This window comes from Gordonia amicalis NBRC 100051 = JCM 11271 (genome assembly GCF_000332995.1).
Classification (GTDB): domain Bacteria; phylum Actinomycetota; class Actinomycetes; order Mycobacteriales; family Mycobacteriaceae; genus Gordonia; species Gordonia amicalis.
In genome coordinates, this window is record NZ_BANS01000039.1 from 31,469 (window position 1) to 52,548 (window position 21,080).

Genomic DNA, 21,080 nt, shown 5'->3' on the forward strand with positions numbered 1-21,080 from the left:
CGTTCTGTCGAGCAGACGGCCGACCCCCTGGGGAGTCGGCCGTCTGCTGGACAGGGCTCGTGTTAGAGGTACTGCCCGGTGTTCGTCTCGGTGTCGATGGCGCGGCTCGCCCCGGAGGACTTGCCGGTGACCAGGGTCCGGATGTAGACGATGCGCTCGCCCTTCTTGCCCGAGATGCGGGCCCAGTCGTCCGGGTTGGTGGTGTTGGGCAGATCTTCGTTCTCGGCGAACTCGTCGAGGATCGAATCGAAGAGGTGCTGCACACGCAGACCGGGGGCACCGGTGTCGAGCTGCGACTTGATCGCGTACTTCTTCGCCCGGTCGACGACATTCTGGATCATCGCGCCCGAGTTGAAGTCCTTGAAGTACATGATCTCCTTGTCGCCGTTGGCGTAGGTGACCTCCAGGAACCGGTTGTCCTCGCTCTCGGCGTACATCCGCTCGACGACCTTCTCGATCATCGCCTTGATGCATGCCGTGCGATCGCCGCCGAACTCGCCGATGTCGTCGGCGTGGATCGGCAACGCCTCGGTGAGGTACTTCGAGAAGATGTCGATCGCCGACTCGGCGTCGGGACGCTCGATCTTGATCTTCACGTCGAGTCGGCCGGGACGCAGGATCGCGGGGTCGATCATGTCCTCGCGGTTCGACGCGCCGATCACGATGACGTTCTCGAGGCCTTCCACACCGTCGATCTCGCTGAGGAGCTGCGGCACGACCGTGGTCTCCACGTCCGAGGAGACACCGGATCCGCGGGTGCGGAAGATCGAGTCCATCTCGTCGAAGAACACGATGACCGGGGTGCCCTCGGATGCCTTCTCCCGGGCGCGCTGGAAGATCAGCCGGATGTGACGTTCGGTCTCACCGACGAACTTGTTGAGCAGCTCGGGGCCCTTGATGTTCAGGAAGTAGGACTTCGCCTCCTTGGCGTCGTCTCCCCGGGCCAGCGCGATCTTCTTGGCCAGTGAGTTGGCGACGGCCTTGGCGATGAGCGTCTTACCGCAACCGGGCGGACCGTAGAGCAGGACACCCTTCGGCGGACGCAGCTGGTAGTCGCGGAACAGGTCCTTGTGCAGGAACGGCAGTTCCACGGCGTCGCGGATCTGCTCGATCTGCCGGCCGAGGCCGCCGATGTCCTCGTAACCGACGTCGGGCACCTCTTCGAGGACCAGGTCCTCGACCTCTGCCTTGGGGACCCGCTCGAAGGCGAAACCGGCCTTGGTGTCGATGAGCAGTGAGTCGCCCGGACGCAACTTGCGACGCTTGCCGTCCTCGGCGTCGACCTCGCCCAGCAGCGGCTCGGCCAGCCACACGACACGCTCCTCGTCGGCGTGACCGACGACCAGTGCCCGCCTGCCGTCCCCGAGAACCTCGCGCAAGGTGCTGATCTCGCCGACCGTGTCGAACTCGCAGGCCTCCACGATGGTCAGGGCCTCGTTGAGACGCAGCGTCTGACCCTTGGTGAGGGTTTCGGTGTCGATGTTCGGCGAGCAGGTGAGCCGCATCTTGCGACCGGAGGTGAACACGTCGACGGTGGCGTCCGGGTAGACGTCGAGCAGGACTCCGTAGCCGCTCGGCGGCTGACCCAGGCGGTCGACCTCCTCGCGCAGGGCGACGAGTTGCTGACGCGCTTCTTTGAGCGTGTCGAGCAGCTTCGCGTTGCGCGCCGTCAGGCTGTCGACGCGTTCCTGGAGGTCCGTGTTGTCTGCCTGGCGTCCGAACGACGGGCGTTCGGACCCACTCCTCGCGAGAGGCGGGGTATAGGCAGGGGTGAAGCCCTCGTCGGGTGCACTCGCGCTCTCGGGGACCGCACGGTCCCCGGTGGCGTCATGGCGGTCAGATTCGGTCATTGCTGACTCCTCTCCCCGGCAATCACCCGATCCCACGATCGGAATGCTCGCGCCGTATCCCTACGCTACCGGCACGGACGCAGAATCGCCCTTCACCCCGCGATCGGCAGTGTTGACGGTGTGTTAAATGTGCGTCTTCGCAACGTGTTCGCGATCTTCACTTCCGCTCGGGACGTGCCGAACTCAGCCCTTCGTCGGACGACGCTGCGGTCGCAACGTGGTCGTGCCGTCGGCGAGTCGGCGGGCGGTGATCAGAAACGCGGTGTGGCCTTGCATCTTGTGCTCTGGGCGCACGGCCAGACCGACGGCCGACCATTCACGCAGGAGGGTTTCCCAGGCACGCGGTTCGGTCCAGCACTCCTGCTCCCGCAACGCCTCGATCACACGTGAGAGCTGCGTGACGGTCGCCACGTAGATGGTCAGGACTCCGCCCGGTTTCAACACCGTGCGCACGACGTCGAGAGGTTCCCACGGCGCGAGCATGTCGAGGATCACCCGGTCGAAGCGCTCGTCCTGATCGACGTTGGCGAGGTCGTCGACGACGATGTTCCAGTTGTCCGGACGGCCACCGAAGAAGGTCTCGACGTTGCGGATCGCATGCTCGGCGTGGTCCTCGCGGATCTCGTACGAGTTGACCTCGCCGTCGGCACCCACGGCACGCAGCAACGAACATGTCAGCGCACCCGAACCGGCACCGGCCTCCAGGACGCGGGCGCCCGGGAAGATGTCGCCTTCGAGGACGATCTGGGCGGCGTCCTTGGGGTAGATGACCTGCGCACCGCGCGGCATGGAGAGCACGTAGTCGACGAGCAGCGGCCGCAGTGCGAGGTACTGGGTCCCGCTGGTGGCCGAGACGACGCTGCCTTCGGGCGAGCCGATGAGGTCGTCGTGCGCGATCGCGCCGCGGTGGGTGTGGAACAGCTTGCCCTCTTCGAGGTGCACCGTGAACTTTCGGCCCTTGGCATCGGTCAGCTGAACCCGGTCGCCTACGGCGAACGGTCCGGTGGTGGGCACTGGTGCTTCCTCTCGTGAACGGGACGGCTCCGACACTCCGCGGTTACGCGGAAACCGTGGTGGTCGGGAGTCCGGTGGGCCGTGAGGACGATACCCGACCGCAGACGGGTGTCGGATCGGCAGAGTGTCGGGGCTGCGGCCTACCCTGCGAGATGTGAGCACGATGACCGGCACCGGCGACACCTCCACCAGCGCAGCCCCCGCGCCGGAACCGCCCCCGTCGGACAGCACGCGCGGGATCGTCGGACGCCGGCTCGCGTTGTCTCCGTCGCGGGCGGCGGACTTCAAACAGTGCCCGCTGCTGTATCGCTTCCGTGCCATCGACCGCTTCCCGGAGACTCCCACCGCCGCACAGACGCGGGGCACCGTCGTGCACGCCGCGCTCGAGAACCTCTTCGACATGCCGGCCGAACTCCGGACCCAGGATTCCGCGGAACTGCTCGTCGAGGGCGCCTGGGCGGCCCTGTGCGAAGAAGACCCACAGCTCGCGCGGGTGATCGGCGAGGGCGGCCAGGAGGCGTTCATCGCCGGCGCGCACAAGCTCATCGCGACGTACTACACGATGGAGAACCCGACCGCCTTCGACGCGGACGCGGTGGAGGAGCACGTCGAGATCGAGGCCGACGACATGCTGATGCGCGGGTTCATCGACCGCATCGACGTCGCACCGACCGGTGAGATCCGCGTCGTCGACTACAAGACCGGACGCTCCCCGGGCGAGGCCTATGAGGCCAAGGCCCTGTTCCAGATGAAGTTCTACGCACTGGCGATCCTGCGGACGCGGGGCGCCGTGCCGAACCGTCTGCAACTGATGTACCTGTCCGACGGCCAGCAGCTGATCTATCACCCCGATCACGACGAGCTCCTCCGCTTCGAACGGACGTTGCGGGCGATCTGGCAGGCCATCCGGACCGCCGTCGTCTCCGGGGACTTCCGGCCGCGGAAGTCGCGCCTGTGCAGGTTCTGCGAACATCAGGCGCGGTGTCCGGAGTTCGGCGGCGAGATCCCGCCCTACCCGGGTCCGCCGCCCGGTTTCGTGTCCTGAACCACACCCCGGAATGCTCGACTATGTCGACAGACATAGGCTGGATGCGTGGAGAGTTCGTACTACGTACCCGTCGACGCCCCGGCGTCGGACGACAGCAGCCCGGCCGGCGACCCGTCGGCGCGTCATGAATACTTCAAGCCGACAGACGCCACCCTCAGCGTCTGGTCGCCGACGATGCAGCACGGCGGCCCGCCGTCGGCGCTGATGATGCGCTCGCTGCTGCGGTGCGATCCGGATCCCGCTCAGCACTTCACCCGCGTGACCACGGAGATCCTCGGCCCGATCGGATTGGGCGTCAACCGGATTCACGCTCGGGTGATCCGCCCCGGCCGGCAGATCAGCCTCGTCGAGACCGAACTCGACGTACAGCAGCCAGACGGATCGTTCCGGACGGCAGCCCGTTCCGTCGGCTGGCGCATCCGCGCCGCGGACACCGGTGAGATCGCCAACGGTCCCGTTCCCCTGTCTCCGCTCCCCGACGAGCTGCCCAGCCAGATCGGATTCCCCGACGACAGCGGCGAGGCAGTGGACTGGGGCACTCTCGGGTTCATCGGCACCGTCGAGTCGGCGCGAACCACGGGCCGGAACGGCTCGACACCCGCGGTCTGGCTGCGACCGGCCATCCCGCTGGTCGAGGGTGAGAAGACCTCCGACCTGGAGTCGATCTTCACGGTCATCGACGTCGCGAACGGGCTGGGCACCCAGCTCCGACCGGACCGCTGGTCCTGGATGAACACGGACACGACCGTGCACCTGACCCGGGTGCCGAGCGGACCGTGGGTCGGCATCGACGCGCACATGGTCGCCGGCCCGGACGGCTTCGGCGGCACCTTCGCCGACCTCTACGACACGTCCGGCTACATCGGCCGGTCGGCGCAGACAGTGATGCTCAACGCCGTGGGCTGACCCGCCTAGAAGCGGCAGGAACGGATGTCGGTGGCGAGGATCGCCTTGGCGCCGAGCTCGGAGAGCTCGTCCATCAGGTTCTGGTGATCCTTGCGCGGGACCATCGCGCGCACGGCGACCCAGTCGGGGTCGGCCATCGGGGCCACCGTCGGGGACTCGAGACCCGGGGTGATCGCCGATGCCTGATCGAGAAGCGTCTTGGGGCAGTCGTAGTCGATCATCACGTACTGCTGACCGAAGACGACGCCCTGGACGCGGGCGACGAACTGCTTCTCGGCCTTGGTGAGCTCCGCGTCGCGACGGGAGATCAGGACGGCCTCGGAGTCGCACAGCGACTCGCCGAAGGCGGCCAGCCCGTGCTGGCGCAGGGTCCGTCCGGAACCGACGACGTCGGCGATGGCATCGGCCACACCGAGCTGGATGGAGATCTCGACCGCGCCGTCGAGCCGGATGATGTCGGCGGTGATGCCGCGGCCGGCGAGGTCGTCACGCACCAGGTTGGGGTACGAGGTCGCGACGCGCTTGCCGGCGAGGTCGGTGACATTCCACTCCTGGTCGGCGGGTGCCGCGTAGCGGAAGGTCGACGAGCCGAAGCCCATCGCGAGCTGCTCGTGGACCTGGGCCCCCGAGTCGCGGGCGAGGTCGCGTCCGGTGATACCGAGGTCCAGGCGCCCCGACCCGACGTAGATGGCGATGTCCTTGGGACGCAGGAAGAAGAACTCGACGTCGTTGTTGTTGTCGAGAACCGTCAGGTCCTTGGAGTCACTTCGTTTGCGGTAGCCGGCCTCGGCGAGGATGGCCGACGCGGATTCGGAGAGCGCACCCTTGTTGGGTACGGCCACTCGCAGCATCTCGATGTCCTTTTCGTGGGGTTGCGCTCAGCTGAGCAGGAGGTGGTGGTCTGTGAAGCCGGGTCGACCGGTCACAGATGTCGGTACACGTCCTCCAGTTTCAGTCCCCGCTTGATCATCATCACCTGCAGCCAGTAGACGAGCTGGGAGATCTCCTCGCCGAGCGATTCGTCGGACTCGTGTTCGGCGGCGAGCCACACCTCGCCCGCCTCCTCGATGATCTTCTTGCCCAGGGTGTGCACACCCGAGTCGAGCGCGGCGACCGTGCCCGACCCCTCGGGGCGGTTCTCGGCCTTGTCGCTGAGTTCGGCGAACAGCTCCTCGAAGGTCTTCACCCCGACATTTTTGCACGTGAGCGGGACGTCCCTGCCCGGGGGTCAGGCCATCCGGACAGCGCCGCGGAGCCCCGCCCAGGCACTCGCGAGGTCGTCCCGTGCCAGATCGACCAACGACGTGCGGAAGGTGCGCAGCGCGCCCGTGGGTACGACGGCGGCCGAGGGCACGACGAGCGTGGGACATCCGGCCGCGGTGGCGGCCGCGGCACCGGTCGGAGAATCCTCGACCGCCAGGCATTGCGCGGTCGGGAAACCCAGCAGTTCCGCGGCGCGGAGGTACGGATCGGGTGCGGGTTTGCCGACGGCCACCTCGTCGCCGCAGACCGTGGTGGCGAAGCGATGCCGCCCGATCGTCTCCAGCGCCACCTCGGCCGCCTCGCGCACCGTGTTGGTCACCAGCGCCATGGGGATACCGGCGCCGGCGACGAGATCGAGCGCCTCGAGTGCGCCGGGTCGCCAAGGAAGTCCTTCGTCGAAGAGTTCGGTCACCCGATCGAGCGTCCACCGACCGTCGGCGTCGGGGTCGCGGTCCTCGGGCGGGATCCCGGCGGCGTCGTGCAGCTTCGCCAACGCGTCGGGCAGCGAATTTCCCAGCGTCGATTCCCGCAGTTGCGGCGTCATCGCCATGCCGTGACGTGCCGCCAGGCCGGTCATCGCGATCTCCCAGATCGGCTCGGAGTCCAGCAACGTGCCGTCCATATCCCAGAGGACGGCGGCCGGGAGTCGGAGGGCGGGGTCGGCTCGGAGTGCGGAGTCAGCGGTGTCGGTCACCCCTGCATCATCGCAACCCACTTCTCGGTCGGCTCATCGGCCGGATAGAACAGCTCGATGGTCAGCTCCTCGAGCGTCACGTCCCGAGGTGACCCGAACGTGGTCAACGTACTGAAGAAGGACAGCATCTGGTCGCCGACCGCGAGCTCGAGCGGGACGAGCAACGAGCCCGCCTCCCCCGATCTGTGGGATACGGCGTCCCCGCTCAGGCCGGCGACCGTCGGATACGACGACACCTCACGCTCGAGTTCGGCGAGTCGTTCGTCACCGGTGATCCGCACCATCCGACGGAGCAGGTCGAGCAGGTAGGCCGCCCACTCGTCGAAGTTGCGCGTCATCTGCGCGAACCCGTCGGGATGGAGCGACACCCGGAACAGGTTGACCGGCCCGGTCTGGAGCTCCGCCGGAAGCATCTCCAGGAGCAGCATCGCGGTGTCGTTGGCCAGCACCACGTTCCAGGCACGGTCCAAGGCCATCCCCATGTTGGGGTTGTGGGCGTCGAGCAACCGTCTGACCTCGGCACGCACGCGGGTCATGGTCTCCGAATCGAGAGGCTCCTCACTGTAGCGAGGAGCGTGTCCCGCCGCGAGTAGAAGCGAATTGCGTTCTCGCAGAGGGATGTCGAGACGTTCAGACAGCGCATGGAGCAGCGTCGGACTCGGGCGCGACTTACCCGTCTCCACGAAACTGAGGTGCTTGGGTGAGACCCCGACCTCGTAGGCGAGGTCGAGCTGACTGATGGACCGACGAGACCGCCACTGCTGCAGCAGGGTTCCCACCTCGACGGTCATGGGGTCATCGTAGACAGCTCTCGATCAGTTCGAGCGAGTACGCGATGGTCTGGGCGAGAACGTCTTCGGGCCCGCCGTCGAACTCCTTGCGGATCGCCGAGACCCGGCCACGATGATCGAGGCCGAACCAGACGGTTCCGGGCGCGGCCTCGTCGGGTTCCGGACCCGCTTCACCGGTCACCGCGACGACGATCTCGGCGTCGAAGAGCCGCGCGGTGGTCGCGACCATCGCCCGCGCCGCCGTCTCGCTGACAACCGGACCCTCGGGCACCTCGAGCAGACCGTACTTGACGTCCGAGTGGTAGGCGATGACGCCGCCCCGGAACCAGTCCCCGGCCTGCGGCGCCTTGCTCAGCTCACTGGCAAGGTTGCCGCCGGTCAGCGACTCGGCGACGGCGACGTGTACACCCTGCTCCACGATCGCCTCGGCCAGACGCGCGCAGGTCTCGGAGAAATCGGTCACGTCGGACATCAGTCACTCGCCTCTCGGTCGGTGGTCAGATCACAGCACCCCGGACGATATCCGGATCGGGCCCGTGTCAAACCACGACCTGGTCAAACCACTACCTGGTAGGTAGTGGTGTCAGCGACGACCCGACGTCAGTCTTGGGTCATGACCCAGACCGGCACCGCTGCGCCCACCACCGTCCTCATCTCCCCGGCGATGGCCGTACCGTCCCGCGTCTACCGACGACTGGCGGAGGCGCTCGCCGGATACGGCCTCGATGTCCGCGTCGTCGCGCGTCGCGGCGTCGAAGAAGGTTCGGCACCGCCCTCCCGCACCACGGACTGGTCCTACGAGGACGAAGCCGCCGACCTCGCCGACGCGCGCGCCGACGTCCCGGGCACGCGGGTGGTCGTGATCGGTCACAGTCTCGGCGCTCAGCTGGCGGCGATGGTGGCCCAGTCCTCGGATCACACGCCCGACGGAATCGTCGCGGTCGGGGCGTCGGTGCCTGCGGTCCGCCACTACGGCATCCGCGGGGTGGCCCTGGGCGCGATCGCGGGAGCCGTCACGCCGGTGTCGGCGATCGTCGGCCATTGGCCGCGACCGGGTTTCGGCGGTCCGGCCGCCCGAACGTTGATGCGGCAGTGGGCACGTATGGTCCTCATCGGCCGGGCGCCGTTCGCCGTCGACCGGTCGATCCAGATACCGACCCTGGCGATCAGGCTCGACGGCGACGAGATCGTCACCGACGGCGCGGCATCGGCGTTCGATGCCGCGTTCGCACCGGAGGCGATCTCCCACTGGCGCTACGACGACGGGCACTGCCCGGCGGGCGGGAACACGACGCACGTCGGCTGGGTCCGCACCCCCGACACCGTCGCGCAGCGGATCGCCGAGTGGTGGGACTCACAGGCCACCGTTGGGCCGGCAGCCATCGAATCCGGAACCCAGCACCGGCCGGGGTGACTCAGGGCACCCAGGTCCCCGACGTGGACTCGATCCGTTCCCGCGTGCGCGCAGCCGTGCCGCGGGCCCAGGCACCGGTCGACACGAAGGCGAGAACGAGGACGGCGGCGCCGCACACCGCCATGATCAGCCAGACCGGACGGGCGGCGACGGCGAGCCCGTCGGCAACCGTCCCGTCGATCCCCGCGAACGCCACCGCACCGAACACCGCCACACCGAGCGCGGTGCCCACCTGACGACCGGTGGACGCCATCGCCGACGCCAGTCCCGCCTGGGTGCGGGGCATCCCTGACACCGCCCCGTTGGTGATCGGCGCGTTGAGGAACCCGAATCCCAGTCCGAAGACCAGGTATGCCGCGCCGACGTAGACGAGGGCGGTGTCGTTGCCGAGGCCGGTGAGCATCAGGGCGCCCGCCACCATCGCCGCTCCCCCGATCACCATCGGCGGCCGGGCTCCCCGATCGCCCACGAGCCGACCGGCGATCGGCGCGCAGACCACCGAGGCGGCCGCCATCGGCAAGGTCATCAGTCCCGCGCCGAGCGGCGACATCCCGCGAACCTCTTGCAGATACAGGGTGTTGAGGAACAGGAAGCCACCGGTGGCGGCGAAGGCGATGACCGCGCATCCCACCGCACTCGAGAAGGGCACGCTCCGGAAGAACCGTGGGTCCAGAAGTGGCTCCGCGCGGCGACTCTCGAACGCGATCATCGCGACGAGCGCACCGGCGGAGATGACGAAACATGCGAGGACGCCCGGTGATGTCCAGCCCTGGGGACGCCCCTCGATGATCGCGAACGTGAGGGTCGCCAGGAAGGCCAGGATCAGGACCTGACCGACCGGGTCGGCGCGACGAGAGCGCTCGGCCTTCGACTCCGGGACGAAACGCATCGTCAGCGCAAGGGCGAGCAGGCAGACCGGAACGTTGAGCCAGAAGATCGCCTCCCAGCCGATCCCGGAGACGAGCGCCCCGCCGACGACCGGACCGAACGCCAAGCTCAATCCGAATGCGGTGCCCCACAATCCGATTGCCTGAGCGCGTTCGCGTGGGTCGATGAAGACATTGGTGACGATAGACAGCGCAACCGGGTTGAGCATCGCCCCGCCGACGGCCTGCAGCATGCGCGCCCCGATGAGGGCCTCGGGAGTGGGCGCAAGCGAGCACAGCACGGAGGCGACACCGAAGGTCACCAATCCCACCTGGAAGATCCGCTTGCGACCCAGGCGATCTCCGAGCGATCCGCCGAAGATCAGCAGGCTGGCGATCACCAGTGCATACGCGTCGAGGACCCACTGCAACTGCGACGGTGTGGCACCGAGGTCCGAGCTGATCGACGGCAGTGCGACGTTCACCCCCGAGACGTCCAATCCGACGATGAACAGGCTCAAGCAGCAGGTGGCGAGGATGACGAGTCGGTCCCGCCGCGTGAGGGCGCCGTCGGCCGAGCGGGCGCGCAGGGCGGCCCGTGCGGCGTTCACGACTCGGCCGCCTCACGGAGGAGGTCGAGCAGTTCCCCCAGTCGCCGGAGCTGCTCGTCGTCGAGCGCGGTGAACATGTCGGGGGCAGTGGCCGGGTTCTCGGTCACCTCGTCCACCACTCGCCGTCCGGCGTCGGTGATCGTGACGCGCTTGCACCGGCCGTCGTCGGCGTCGGCCTCCCGGGTCACGAGTCCCCGGCCGACGAGGTCGTTGACGATCCCGCTCATCGCCGACGCGTCGACGCCCATCCGTTCGGCGAGGTCCCGCTGCGTCATCGGCCACACCGCGACGCGGCGGAGTGCCCGGAACCGGCTGAACGGGATGTCGATGACCTCGCTGATCCGGGTGCGCGACTGTTTGGCCTGGTCACGCACGAGGCTGTTCATCGTGAACCAGATCTCGGTCGCGGTCTGCGTGCCCGCTTCGGTCGTAGACATAAAACGATTGTAGTTTTACAACTATCTTCGGGCAATCAGTGAGCTACAGGTCTCCGCCGTACTCTGGGACGCAGCATCGTCGAGCGAAAGCTGAGTCGCCATGTCGAAGATCCTCGTGTTCGGACACCGCAATCCCGACACGGACGCGATCGGCTCCGCGATCGGCCTGGCGCGCCTCGAGCAGGCTCTTGGCGTCGATGCGGAAGCCGTCGCCCTCGGCGCACCCGGTCCGGAGACGGCCTTCGCCCTCGACCACTTCGGCCTGGACGCGCCGCGCGTCATCGACCACGCGAGCCCCCACGACGTGATGCTCGTCGACCACAACGAACGCCAGCAGAGTGTCGCCGACATCGCCGACGTGACGGTCCGGAAAGTGATCGACCATCACCGCATCGCCGACTTCGAGACCGCCGCGCCGCTGTACATGCGGGTGGAACCGGTGGGCTGCACGTGTTCGATCCTGACGCGCATGTACGCCGAGAGCGAGGTCGAGATCCCCGCCGACACCGCCGGGATCATGTTGTCGGCGATCATCTCCGACACCCTGCTGCTCAACTCCCCCACCACCACCGATGCCGACCGCATCGCCGCCGAGGAACTCGCCACCATCGCCGGCGTCGATCTCGACGAATACGGAAACCAATTGCTCCGTGCGGGAACAGATGTGGGCGACAAACCGGCGTCGACGATCATCGGTCTCGACGCGAAGACCTTCTCGATGGGATCCAGTAGTGTTCGCGTCGCGCAGCTGACGACCGTGGACTCCGACGCCGTCCTCGCCCGCCGAGACGAGTTCTTCGAGGCCATGACTGCCGAGAAGAAGACTGCCGGCTACGACCTCTTCCTGTTGCTCATCACCGACGTGATCGCCTGCGACTCAGACCTTCTGGTGGTCGGCGAGCCGTTGGAGTCCGTCGAGCGCGCCCTCGGAATCACCGTCGCCGACGGACACGCCTTCGGCAAGGGCATCGTGTCACGGAAGAAGCAGATCGTGCCGCAGTTGACGGAGGAGCTGGCGGGTTGACGACCGTATGATCTTGTGCCCGGAATCCGGGCACAACGTCATACAGATCTGAGATCAGTTCCCGACACCCTCACCGTGACGGCCGGCGCCACCGGCGAATCTGGTTGCGCCGGCGACGGTGTCGGCGGCCAGGGACACCATGCCGTGTTGCAGTTCGTTCATCAACGCGGCGTCGTTGTCCAGGCCGTTCTGCTCGAGCACGGACATCCGGTCGTGACGCAGGCACGTCTGCGGGAACCCGGCGATCTCGGTCGCGAGTTCGACGGCGGCGTCGAGAGCGGTACCCGACGGGACCACCCGATTCGCCAGTCCCATCTGCAGGGCCTCGTCGGCGGCCACCGGGCGCCCGGTGAGGACAAGGTCCATCGCCCGACTCTCCCCGATCAACCGCGGAAGCCGCACCGTCCCACCGTCGATCAGCGGGACGCCCCAGCGACGGCAGAAGACGCCGAACACGGCATCCTCCTCGACGACGCGCAGGTCGGCCCAGAGTGCGAGTTCGAGACCACCGGCGACGGCATGACCGGAGATCGCCGCGATCACCGGCTTGGACAACCGCAACCGGGTCGGCCCCATCGGACCATCACCGTCGAACTCCACCCGGTTGGGCGTGCCGTCGGCGATGGCCTTGAGATCGGCGCCCGCACAAAAGGTCCCGCCTTCGCCGTGGAGTACGGCCACCGACACCGCGTCGTCGGCGTCGAACCGCCGGAATGCGTCGGCCAGGGCGTCGGCGGTCGAGCGGTCGACGGCGTTACGGCGGTCGGGGCGATCGATCCCGATGATCCGGACCGGCCCCTGCGACCGTTCGATCACTCCCGACTCGCCCATGACCGCCGTCCCGTCAGGTGTTGAAGTACTTGGCTTCCGGATGATGCAGCACGAACGCGTCGGTGGACTGCTCCGGATGGAGCTGCAGCTCCTCCGACAGCTGAACGCCGATCCGCTCCGGCTCGAGCAGCTCGATCATCTTCGCGCGGTCCTCGAGATCCGGGCAGGCGCCGTAACCGAAGGAGAAACGCGCACCGCGGTATTCGAGGTCGAAGAAGCCCTGAGCGTGCTCGGGATCCTCGCTGTCCATCGACCGGTCACCGAACTTCAGCTCGCTGCGCACGCGCTGATGCCAGTACTCGGCCAGCGCCTCGGTCAACTGCACACCGATGCCGTGCACCTCGAGGTAGTCGCGGTAGGCGTCCTCGGCGAACAGCTTGTTCGCGAAGTCGGCGATCGGCTGCCCCATCGTGACGAGCTGGAACGGCATGACGTCGACCCGGCCCGCCGCCTTCGCGGCCTCGCGTGACTGGATGAAGTCGGCGATGCACAGGAACCTCGACCGCTGCTGGCGCGGGAACGAGAAGCTGAACCGCACCGGCGCGTCGGGGTCCGGCTCGGTGAGCACGTGCACCGTGTCGCCCTCGCTGACCGCCGGATAGTAGCCGTACACAACCGCTGCGTGCTGCAGGATGTTCTCGGTCGAGAGCCGGTCTATCCAGTAGCGCAGACGCGGACGTCCCTCGGTCTCGACGAGCTCCTCATACGACGGGCCGTCGCCACCGCGGGCACCGCGCAGACCCCACTGGCCGAGGAACAGCGCGCGCTCGTCGAGCAACTGCAGATAGTCGGCGATCGGCACCCCCTTGACGATGCGCGAACCCCAGAACGGCGGGGTGGGGATCTCGTTGTCGGAAGCCACATCCGAACGTGCCGGCACCTCGACCGGCACCTCGGCGGCCTTGCGCTTCGCGGCGATGCGCTTGGACCGTTCGTGGCGGGCTTTACGCTCGGCGGTCTTGGCCGCCTCGGCCTTCGCCTCTTCGCTGTCCGGGTCCGGGCCGCCGCCGCGCTTTCGGGCCATGATGTCGTCCATCAGTCGCAGACCCTCGAACGCGTCACGCGCATAGTGCACGTCACCCTCGTAGACCTCCGACAGGTCGTTCTCGACGTACGAACGCGTCAGCGCCGCACCACCGAGCAGCACCGGGTACTCGTCGGCGAGACCCCGGGTGTTGATCTCCTCGAGGTTCTCCTTCATGACCACGGTCGACTTCACGAGCAGACCCGACATGCCGATGACGTCGGCCCTCTTGTCCCCGGCGACCTCGAGAATGGTCGCGATCGGCTGTTTGATGCCGATGTTGACGACCTCGTATCCGTTGTTGGACAGGATGATGTCGACGAGGTTCTTGCCGATGTCGTGCACGTCGCCCTTGACGGTCGCCAGCACGATACGGCCCTTGCCGTCCTCACCCGTCGACTCCATGTGCGGTTCGAGGTGTGCCACAGCGGCTTTCATGACCTCGGCGGACTGCAGCACGAACGGCAGCTGCATCTGGCCCGAGCCGAACAGCTCGCCGACGGTCTTCATGCCCGACAGCAGCGTGTCGTTGATGATCGACAGCGGCGGGACCTGGGTCATCGCCTCGTCGAGATCGTCGGTCAGCCCGTTGCGCTCGCCGTCGACGATGCGCCGTTCGAGCCGCTCGAACAACGGCAGCTTCGCGAGCTCCTGGGCACGCGACTCGCGAGCCGATGCGGCCGACACACCCTCGAAGAGCTCCATCAGCTTCTGCAACGGGTCATAGCCCTCGCGTCGGCGGTCGTAGACCAGATCCAGCGCGATCTCACGATGCTCCTCCGGGATACGCGCCATCGGCAGGATCTTCGACGCGTGCACGATGGCGGTGTCGAGGCCGGCCTGCACGCACTCGTGCAGGAACACCGAGTTCAGCACCTGCCGAGCGGCCGGGTTCAGACCGAACGAGATGTTCGAGATGCCCAGCGTGAAGTGCACATCCGGGTGCGACTCGTGCAGCCGGCGGATGGCCTCGATGGTCTCGATACCGTCGCGTCGGACCTCTTCCTGACCCGTGGAGATCGGGAAGGTCAGGGCGTCGATGATGATGTCTTCTTCGGCCAGGCCCCAGTTGCCGGTGATGTCGTCGATGAGACGCTCGGCGACACGGACCTTCCAGTCCGCGGTACGTGCCTGACCCTCCTCGTCGATGGTCAGGGCGACGACGGCCGCTCCGTGCTCGACGACGAGCCGCATGATCTTGTTGAAGCGCGAGTCCGGTCCGTCACCGTCCTCGTAGTTCACCGAGTTCACCGCGCAACGGCCACCGAGGGCCTCGAGTCCGGCGCGGATGACCTCCGGCTCGGTCGAGTCGAGCATGATCGGCAGCGTCGACGATGTCGCGAAGCGGCTCGCCAGCGCGGTCATGTCCGCAGCACCGTCACGACCCACGTAGTCGACGTTGAGGTCGAGCATGTGCGCACCGTCGCGCGTCTGGTCCTTGGCGATGTCGAGGCACTTCTGGTAGTCCTCGGCGATCATCGCCTCTCGGAATGCCTTGGACCCGTTCGTGTTCGTGCGCTCGCCGATGACCAGGAAGCTTGCGTCCTGATCGAAGGGCACCGCGGTGTACAGCGACGACGTCTCCGACTCGTGCTCCGGGGTCCGGGTCGCGGGGGTGACCTCCGCCACGGCCTCGGCGACCTGGCGGATGTGCTCCGGCGTCGTACCGCAGCAGCCGCCCACGAAGGACAGACCGAATTCGCCGACGAACTGGGCCATCGACTCGGCCAGCTCCTCCGGTGTCAGCGGGTACTCGGCACCGTTGGCGCCGAGGACGGGCAGACCGGCGTTCGGCATCACCGACACCGGGATGCGCGCATGCTTCGACAGGTAGCGCAGGTGCTCACTCATCTCCGCCGGACCGGTCGCGCAGTTCAGGCCGATGAGGTCGACGCCGAGCGGCTCGATAGCCGCGAGCGCGGCACCGATCTCCGAGCCCAGGAGCATCGTGCCGGTGGTCTCGACCGTGACGTGGCTGATGATCGGGATCCGGCGACCCACCTGATCCATGGCCCGCTGGGCCGCGATCACGGCGGCCTTCACCTGCAGCAGGTCTTGAGAGGTCTCGATGAGCACCGCGTCGGCGCCGCCCTCGAGCATGCCGATGACACATTCCTGGTAGGCGTTGCGGATCACCGCGAACGTCGTGTGCCCGAGGCTCGGCAACTTGGTCCCGGGACCCATCGACCCGAGCACGTACCGTCCGGTGCCGTCGGCGGACGGCCCCATCTCGTCGGCCACCCCCCGCGCGATCGCGGTGCCCTTGTAGGCCAGCTCGCGGATGCGGTCGGCGATGTCGTAGTCGCCGAGGTTCGAGAGGTTGCAACCGAAGGTGTTGGTCTCGACGGCGTCGGCGCCGGCCTCGAAGTAGGCGCGGTGGATTCCTTCGAGGACGTCGGGCCGCGTGTCGTTGAGGATCTCGTTGCAACCTTCGAGGTTGCGGAAGTCGTCGAGGGTGAGATCCGCGGCCTGGAGCATCGTGCCCATCGCCCCGTCGCCGATCAGCACCCGCCGCGACATCGCCGACAGGAAGGTCGTGTCGAAGTCGCGCGGTTTGTGGCCGCGATCACCGGGATATTCGAAGGACATGGTTGACAGCGTAGTTCGCCCTCTCTGCGTGTTCGGTCGTAGGCTGGTTCGGTGAACGCTGAGCAGATGTCGAACCTTCCCCAGCTGCGCAGACCCATTCTGCTCGCGGCCTTCGAGGGCTGGAACGACGCCGGGGACGCCGCCAGCAGTGCCGTCGAGCATCTCGCCCTCGAGTGGGATGCTCGTCCGCTCGCCGACATCGACTCTGACGAATACTACGACTTCCAGGTCAACCGTCCCACTGTCAAGCAGATCGACGGTGTGACGCGGCGCATCGAATGGCCCACGACGTCGATCTCGTACTGCAGCCCGCGCGGTGCCGACCGCGACATCGTGCTGGTCCGCGGCATCGAACCGAACATGCGGTGGCGTGCGTTCTGCGCCGAGATCGTCGAACTCGCCCAGGAGCTCGAGGTCGAGACCACCGTCATGCTGGGCGCGCTGCTCGCCGACACCCCGCACACCCGCCCGGTGCCCGTCACCGGAACTGCCTACAGCAGCGAGTCGGCGGCCCGGTACAACCTCACCGAGAGCCGATACGAGGGCCCCACCGGCATCACCGGCGTGCTGCAAGACCTCTTCGTGCAGGCGGGCCTGCCCGCCGTGTCCTTCTGGGCCGCGGTGCCGCACTACGTGTCGACCCCGCCCAACCCGAAGGCCACCGTGGCGCTCCTGACGCGCGTCGAGGAGGTCCTCGACATCGAGGTCCCGCTCGGCACGCTGCCCGAGCAGGCCGAGGAATGGGAACGCGCGGTCACCGAGATGACCGAGGACGACGAGGAGATCGCCGACTACGTCCGGGGGCTGGAGGAACGCGGCGACGCCGAGATGGATCCCGACGAGGTGATGGCGAAGATCGACGGCGACGCGCTCGCGGCCGAGTTCGAGCGCTATCTCAAGCGCCGCGGACAGGGGCCGTTCGGCGGGTGAACACCCACCGAACGGCAGCGGTGCGTCGTGCCGGTGTCGCGGGCGCGGTCGGTCTGGGTGTCACGGCGGCGGCCGTCGCCGGGTACGTCACCCGAAATCTCACCTTCGACCGCCGGGAGTCGTCCCTCCTCGCATCGAGCGGTGTGATCCCACGGTCGGTCACCATGCCCGGCGGCGCGGTGATCAGCTACGGCGAGGGCCCACCGGGCGGCGAGCCGCTGCTCCTGATCCCCGGACAGCAGGTCGCGTGGAGCGACTACGCGGCCGTGCTCGGCGCACTATCGGAGGACTGGCATGTCTTCGCCGTGGACTGTTTCGGCCACGGCGGCTCCGCCAAGGATCCGGCGTGGTATCCGGCGCTCCGACAGACCGCCGCACTCGGCTGGTTCGTCGACACGGTGATCGGCTCGCCCGCGGTGGTTGCCGGCCACTCGTCGGGCGGGCTGCTCGCCGCACGTCTCGCAGCCGACTGCCCCGCCCTCGTCCGCGCCGCCCTCATCGAGGACGCGCCGTTCTTCGCGACCGAACCCGACCGCGCCCCCGCCACGTTCGCGTGGCGGGACGGCTTCCGGCCCATGCACGACTTCCTGACCGCACCGCAGGAAGCCGAGGTGACCTGGACGCGCCACTGGGTGCGCCACAGCCACCTGCGAGCGCTGTTCGGCGACAAGGGCTGGACACGACTGGTCCGCGACCCGGTCGAACGCCGGCTCGACCGCGATCCGCACCGCATCCCACGACTCTGGTGGCTGCCGCCGACGATGAACCGCGCCCTCGATCTCACGGCATGCCTGCAGGACGGCACCGGCGACTACGACCTGCGCTACGGCGAGATGTTCTACGACGGCACGTGGTTCGAGGGATTCGACCAGGCCGAGACCCTCGCGAGAGTCCGCGTGCCGGTGACCCTGCTGCACGCCACCGTGCACGAACAGGACGGTGTCCTGCTGGGTGCGATGACCGACGACGACGCGCGCCGGGCTCACGTCCTGATGCCGGATTGCCTACTAGTCGACCACATCCCGGCCGGGCACGACATCCATCGCCAGCGTCCGGCGTTGTTCGTCGACTCGATCAACGCCCTGCCCGGGCGGATACACCGGTGACGACCGAGCGGGGCAGCGCTCAGCCGATCCTCTCGATGGAGACGACCGGCGTGGTGATCCGCCACGTACGGACGTCGGGATCGTCGGCCGCTCGCACCCAGAACTGAGCCGACTCGCCGAGCCGGCAGGACTTCACCCCGAGCAGCGGGATGTCCTCCGAGTCACGGCGCAGCCGACTGACGGTCCAGTCCTCGCTGTCGGTGCCGCCGACGCCGGGAGCGCGCAGGAGCGTCATCTCCTCGAAGTCCAGCAGGTAGGTGGATGTCCGGGTGACCACGGTGAACACCCCGGAGTCGGTGTCGGGTCTGATCTCTTGCACACGCGCCACGAGAGCACTGTACCCAGAGCCATCGCGCACTGTTCGGCCCGTGCAGCCCAACGACGTCCGGCGCCACCTCCGGCGCCGCACGCGGCCGGATCAGTCCTGCCGGGTCGCCGGGATGCCGAGCAGGGCGTCGACCGCCGCGGCGAGTGCCGCGGGCGACTCCGCCGACGACCCGATGCCGGCCCGCACGTCGGCGCACCAGGCGTCCACTGCGGCAAGCGCTTTCGGGGTGTCGAGGTCGTCGGCGAGGTGCTGGCGGACGCGTGCGATCACATCGGACGCATCGGGTCCGGCGGGTGCGGCGAATGCCGTCCGCCACCGGTCGAGACGTTCGACGGCGGTGTCGAGGATCGACTGGGTCCACATGCGGTCGCCGCGGTAGTGGTCGGCGAGCAGCGCGAGCCGGATCGCGGCCGGGTCGACGCCCTCGCGGCGAAGCACCGACACGAACACCAGGTTGCCGCGGCTCTTCGACATCTTCTCGCCGTCGAGACCGACCATGCCGGTGTGCACGTAGTGGCGCGCGAACCGTCGCGAATCGGTCAGCGCCTCACCGTGGGCGGCCGAGAACTCGTGGTGCGGGAAGATCAGGTCGTTGCCGCCGCCTTGGATGTCGAACTCGATCCCGAGCCGGTTCAGAGCGATCGCCGAGCACTCGATGTGCCAGCCCGGGCGTCCGGGACCGAACGGCGAGTCCCAGGACGGCTCGCCGGGACGCTCCGCGCGCCACAACAGGGCGTCGAGCGGGTCACGCTTGCCCGCCCGGTCGGGGTCGCCGCCACGCTCGGCGAAGAACCGCGCCATCGTCTCGCGGTCGTAGCCGGACTCGTATCCGAACTGTTCGGTGGCGTCGGTCCGGAAGTAGACGTCGGGATACTCCGCGTCGTCGACGGTGTAGGCGGCACCCGAGGCGAGTAGTTTCTCGACGACCTCGATGACCTCGCCGATCGACTCGACGGCACCGATGTAGTCGCGCGGCGGCAGCACCCGTAGAGCGGTCATGTCATCGCGGAAGAGCTGGGTCTCGCGCGCACCGAGGTCACGCCAGTCGACGCCGTCACGGTCGGCACGTTCGAACAGCGGGTCGTCGACGTCGGTCACGTTCTGCACGTAGTGGACGACATACCCCTGGTCCCGCAGGACGCGGTTCACCTGATCGAAGGTCACGTACGTCGCGGCATGGCCGAGGTGGGTCGCGTCGTACGGGGTGATCCCGCAGACGTACATGGTGGCGGTCGGTCCCGGGCTCACCGGACGGACAGCACGGTCGGCGGTGTCATAGAGGCGGAGGGCTGGTCCTTCGCCGGGTACCGCCGGAAGTTCCACATCGGGCCACGACTGCATGGCGTCCACTGTATTGCCCACGGACCGCGACGTGTTCACGGCCCGTCCGCAGCGATCGTGATCACCCGGAGCCGATGGGATCGACGATCCCGACGGTGTCGATCAGAACGGGGGCCACGGAATGGGCCGATGGCCCGGCGGCAGCGGCATGGTCTCGCTCTCGGCGAGAACGATCGCCCGCACCGTGAGCGCGTCGACCTCGTCGGCGGTGATGTGGCGCAGCAGATCGCGGCGCAAGGCCGAGGCGTCGGTCTCCAGGTGCTCGGCGAGCTCGGCGACGTCGGCGACCAGATGGCCGGGCACCTTCTCCCCCGCCCAGCCCCACAGAACGGTCCGCAGCTTGTCCTCGGTGTGCAGGCAGATGCCGTGATCGATGCCGTAGACACCGCCGTCGAGGCCCTCGAGGACGTGGCCGCCCTTGCGGTCGGCGTTGTTCAGTACGACGTCGAGCACTGCGAGTCGCTGGAGACGCGGGTCGTCGGCGTGGACGAGCACGACGGGCTCGCCATATGGGTCGTAGGCCTGCAGGACGGCGAAGAATCCGGTCGGCACCCGGTCGACCGGGCACAGATCGACCAGATCGATCCGCGGCTGCGTCTCGACGGGCGGGTGCTCGGAGTTGTCCGGCGTCTCGATCCAGCGCTGCACCATGCCCGGACCGACCGGTCCGTCGCGGTGGATCGTCGTCGGGATCGCACCCCACCCGAGGGCCTCCGAGATCAGATATGACGCGACCTCGCGCCCGGCCAGGGTGCCGTCGGGGAAGTCCCACAGCGGGACCTCGCCACGGATCGGCTTGTACACGCATCGCATCGACTGTTCCTCGAGCACGGCGTCGCACACCAGGGTGGCGTTGCTGGCCGACGGGATCCGCCCGAGGATCGTCAGCTCCCCGTCGCGGAGGATCTCGAGCGGTGACACCTCGGCCGGAACGGGGTCCGAGGACTCCGGCTGGTGCGGACTCGCGGCTTCCGGTGTCAACGGCCGCGCCCCTGTCTCACCGTCGGGACTCG

General features: G+C 67.9%; 20 protein-coding genes. 6 read left to right on the forward strand and 14 right to left on the reverse strand.

The genetic code is table 11. The features are described from left to right. Positions 1 to 62: 62 nt before the first annotated feature. A complete protein-coding gene (gene arc, locus GOAMI_RS17720) occupies positions 63 to 1,850 on the reverse strand; it encodes a proteasome ATPase (protein ID WP_006437952.1) in 1,788 nt (595 codons plus the stop codon). 183 nt (positions 1,851 to 2,033) lie between these two features. Then, a complete protein-coding gene (locus GOAMI_RS17725) occupies positions 2,034 to 2,864 on the reverse strand; it encodes a tRNA (adenine-N1)-methyltransferase (protein ID WP_006437953.1) in 831 nt (276 codons plus the stop codon). Between the two features lie 163 nt (positions 2,865 to 3,027). Between GOAMI_RS17725 and GOAMI_RS17730 the strand changes: the two genes are divergently transcribed. Then, positions 3,028 to 3,909: a RecB family exonuclease gene (locus GOAMI_RS17730; RefSeq protein WP_006437954.1), complete on the forward strand. Its 882-nt coding sequence runs from the start codon at positions 3,028 to 3,030 to the stop codon at positions 3,907 to 3,909. A gap of 48 nt (positions 3,910 to 3,957) precedes the next feature. Next, positions 3,958 to 4,818: a thioesterase family protein gene (locus GOAMI_RS17735; RefSeq protein ID WP_006437955.1), complete on the forward strand. Its 861-nt coding sequence runs from the start codon at positions 3,958 to 3,960 to the stop codon at positions 4,816 to 4,818. A 5-nt stretch (positions 4,819 to 4,823) separates the two neighbouring features. Here GOAMI_RS17735 and hisG read toward each other — a convergent pair whose 3' ends face one another. The 5 genes from hisG to GOAMI_RS17760 all read right to left on the reverse strand — a co-directional run bounded on the left by hisG (position 4,824) and on the right by GOAMI_RS17760 (position 8,038). Beyond that, the gene (gene hisG / locus GOAMI_RS17740) at positions 4,824 to 5,669 is read right to left on the reverse strand and encodes an ATP phosphoribosyltransferase (RefSeq protein WP_006437956.1); all 846 of its coding nucleotides are present in this window, start codon (positions 5,667 to 5,669) and stop codon (positions 4,824 to 4,826) included. Between the two features lie 71 nt (positions 5,670 to 5,740). Then, complete coding sequence (locus GOAMI_RS17745; RefSeq protein WP_006437957.1) at positions 5,741 to 6,004, reverse strand: phosphoribosyl-ATP diphosphatase; 264 nt, start codon at positions 6,002 to 6,004, stop codon at positions 5,741 to 5,743. A gap of 42 nt (positions 6,005 to 6,046) precedes the next feature. Beyond that, positions 6,047 to 6,775 (reverse strand): HAD family hydrolase, encoded by a 729-nt coding sequence (locus tag GOAMI_RS17750; RefSeq protein ID WP_006437958.1) that lies wholly within the window; start codon positions 6,773 to 6,775, stop codon positions 6,047 to 6,049. Continuing rightward, entirely contained in the window at positions 6,772 to 7,566 is a 795-nt protein-coding gene (locus GOAMI_RS17755; protein WP_006437959.1) for a helix-turn-helix transcriptional regulator, read from the reverse strand. The genes GOAMI_RS17750 and GOAMI_RS17755 overlap by 4 nt, the downstream gene beginning before the upstream one ends. Positions 7,567 to 7,570: 4 nt before the next feature. After that, on the reverse strand, positions 7,571 to 8,038 hold the full coding sequence (locus GOAMI_RS17760) for a CinA family protein (RefSeq protein ID WP_006437960.1): 468 nt from the start codon (positions 8,036 to 8,038) through the stop codon (positions 7,571 to 7,573). 141 nt (positions 8,039 to 8,179) lie between these two features. On the opposite strand from GOAMI_RS17760, the gene GOAMI_RS17765 reads away from it, so the two are divergent. After that, positions 8,180 to 8,980: an alpha/beta fold hydrolase gene (locus GOAMI_RS17765; protein ID WP_006437961.1), complete on the forward strand. Its 801-nt coding sequence runs from the start codon at positions 8,180 to 8,182 to the stop codon at positions 8,978 to 8,980. 1 nt (position 8,981) lies between these two features. On the opposite strand, the gene GOAMI_RS17770 is transcribed toward GOAMI_RS17765, so the two are convergent. Both GOAMI_RS17770 and GOAMI_RS17775 read right to left on the reverse strand, forming a co-directional pair. Further along, positions 8,982 to 10,457, reverse strand: a complete 1,476-nt coding sequence (locus tag GOAMI_RS17770; protein WP_006437962.1) for an MFS transporter — start codon at positions 10,455 to 10,457, stop codon at positions 8,982 to 8,984. Beyond that, positions 10,454 to 10,894 carry a MarR family winged helix-turn-helix transcriptional regulator gene (locus GOAMI_RS17775; protein WP_006437963.1) on the reverse strand — a complete coding sequence of 147 codons (441 nt, stop codon included), beginning with the start codon at positions 10,892 to 10,894 and terminating at the stop codon, positions 10,454 to 10,456. The genes GOAMI_RS17770 and GOAMI_RS17775 overlap by 4 nt, the downstream gene beginning before the upstream one ends. A 100-nt stretch (positions 10,895 to 10,994) precedes the next feature. Between GOAMI_RS17775 and GOAMI_RS17780 the strand changes: the two genes are divergently transcribed. Next, positions 10,995 to 11,918, forward strand: a complete 924-nt coding sequence (locus GOAMI_RS17780) for a manganese-dependent inorganic pyrophosphatase (protein WP_006437964.1) — start codon at positions 10,995 to 10,997, stop codon at positions 11,916 to 11,918. Positions 11,919 to 11,972: 54 nt separating this feature from the next. Here GOAMI_RS17780 and GOAMI_RS17785 read toward each other — a convergent pair whose 3' ends face one another. Together GOAMI_RS17785 and metH are read right to left on the reverse strand one after the other, a co-directional pair. Further along, a complete protein-coding gene (locus GOAMI_RS17785) occupies positions 11,973 to 12,749 on the reverse strand; it encodes a crotonase/enoyl-CoA hydratase family protein (RefSeq protein WP_006437965.1) in 777 nt (258 codons plus the stop codon). A gap of 13 nt (positions 12,750 to 12,762) precedes the next feature. Continuing rightward, the gene (gene metH / locus GOAMI_RS17790; RefSeq protein ID WP_006437966.1) at positions 12,763 to 16,362 is read right to left on the reverse strand and encodes a methionine synthase; all 3,600 of its coding nucleotides are present in this window, start codon (positions 16,360 to 16,362) and stop codon (positions 12,763 to 12,765) included. A gap of 51 nt (positions 16,363 to 16,413) precedes the next feature. Here metH and GOAMI_RS17795 point away from each other — a divergent pair, with 51 nt between their 5' ends. Together GOAMI_RS17795 and GOAMI_RS17800 are read left to right on the forward strand one after the other, a co-directional pair. Further along, entirely contained in the window at positions 16,414 to 17,292 is an 879-nt protein-coding gene (locus GOAMI_RS17795; protein WP_006437967.1) for a PAC2 family protein, read from the forward strand. Next, positions 17,289 to 18,398, forward strand: coding sequence for an alpha/beta fold hydrolase (locus tag GOAMI_RS17800; RefSeq protein ID WP_006437968.1), 1,110 nt, complete (start codon positions 17,289 to 17,291; stop codon positions 18,396 to 18,398). The genes GOAMI_RS17795 and GOAMI_RS17800 overlap by 4 nt, the downstream gene beginning before the upstream one ends. A 19-nt stretch (positions 18,399 to 18,417) precedes the next feature. On the opposite strand, the gene GOAMI_RS17805 is transcribed toward GOAMI_RS17800, so the two are convergent. From GOAMI_RS17805 to GOAMI_RS17815, 3 genes are all read right to left on the reverse strand, one after another. Beyond that, on the reverse strand, positions 18,418 to 18,726 hold the full coding sequence (locus GOAMI_RS17805; RefSeq protein WP_006437969.1) for a hypothetical protein: 309 nt from the start codon (positions 18,724 to 18,726) through the stop codon (positions 18,418 to 18,420). A gap of 90 nt (positions 18,727 to 18,816) precedes the next feature. After that, complete coding sequence (mshC, locus tag GOAMI_RS17810; RefSeq protein ID WP_006437970.1) at positions 18,817 to 20,067, reverse strand: cysteine--1-D-myo-inosityl 2-amino-2-deoxy-alpha-D-glucopyranoside ligase; 1,251 nt, start codon at positions 20,065 to 20,067, stop codon at positions 18,817 to 18,819. Positions 20,068 to 20,169: 102 nt separating this feature from the next. Then, positions 20,170 to 21,048 carry an SCO1664 family protein gene (locus GOAMI_RS17815; RefSeq protein ID WP_006437971.1) on the reverse strand — a complete coding sequence of 293 codons (879 nt, stop codon included), beginning with the start codon at positions 21,046 to 21,048 and terminating at the stop codon, positions 20,170 to 20,172. Between the last annotated feature and the right edge of the window lie 32 nt (positions 21,049 to 21,080).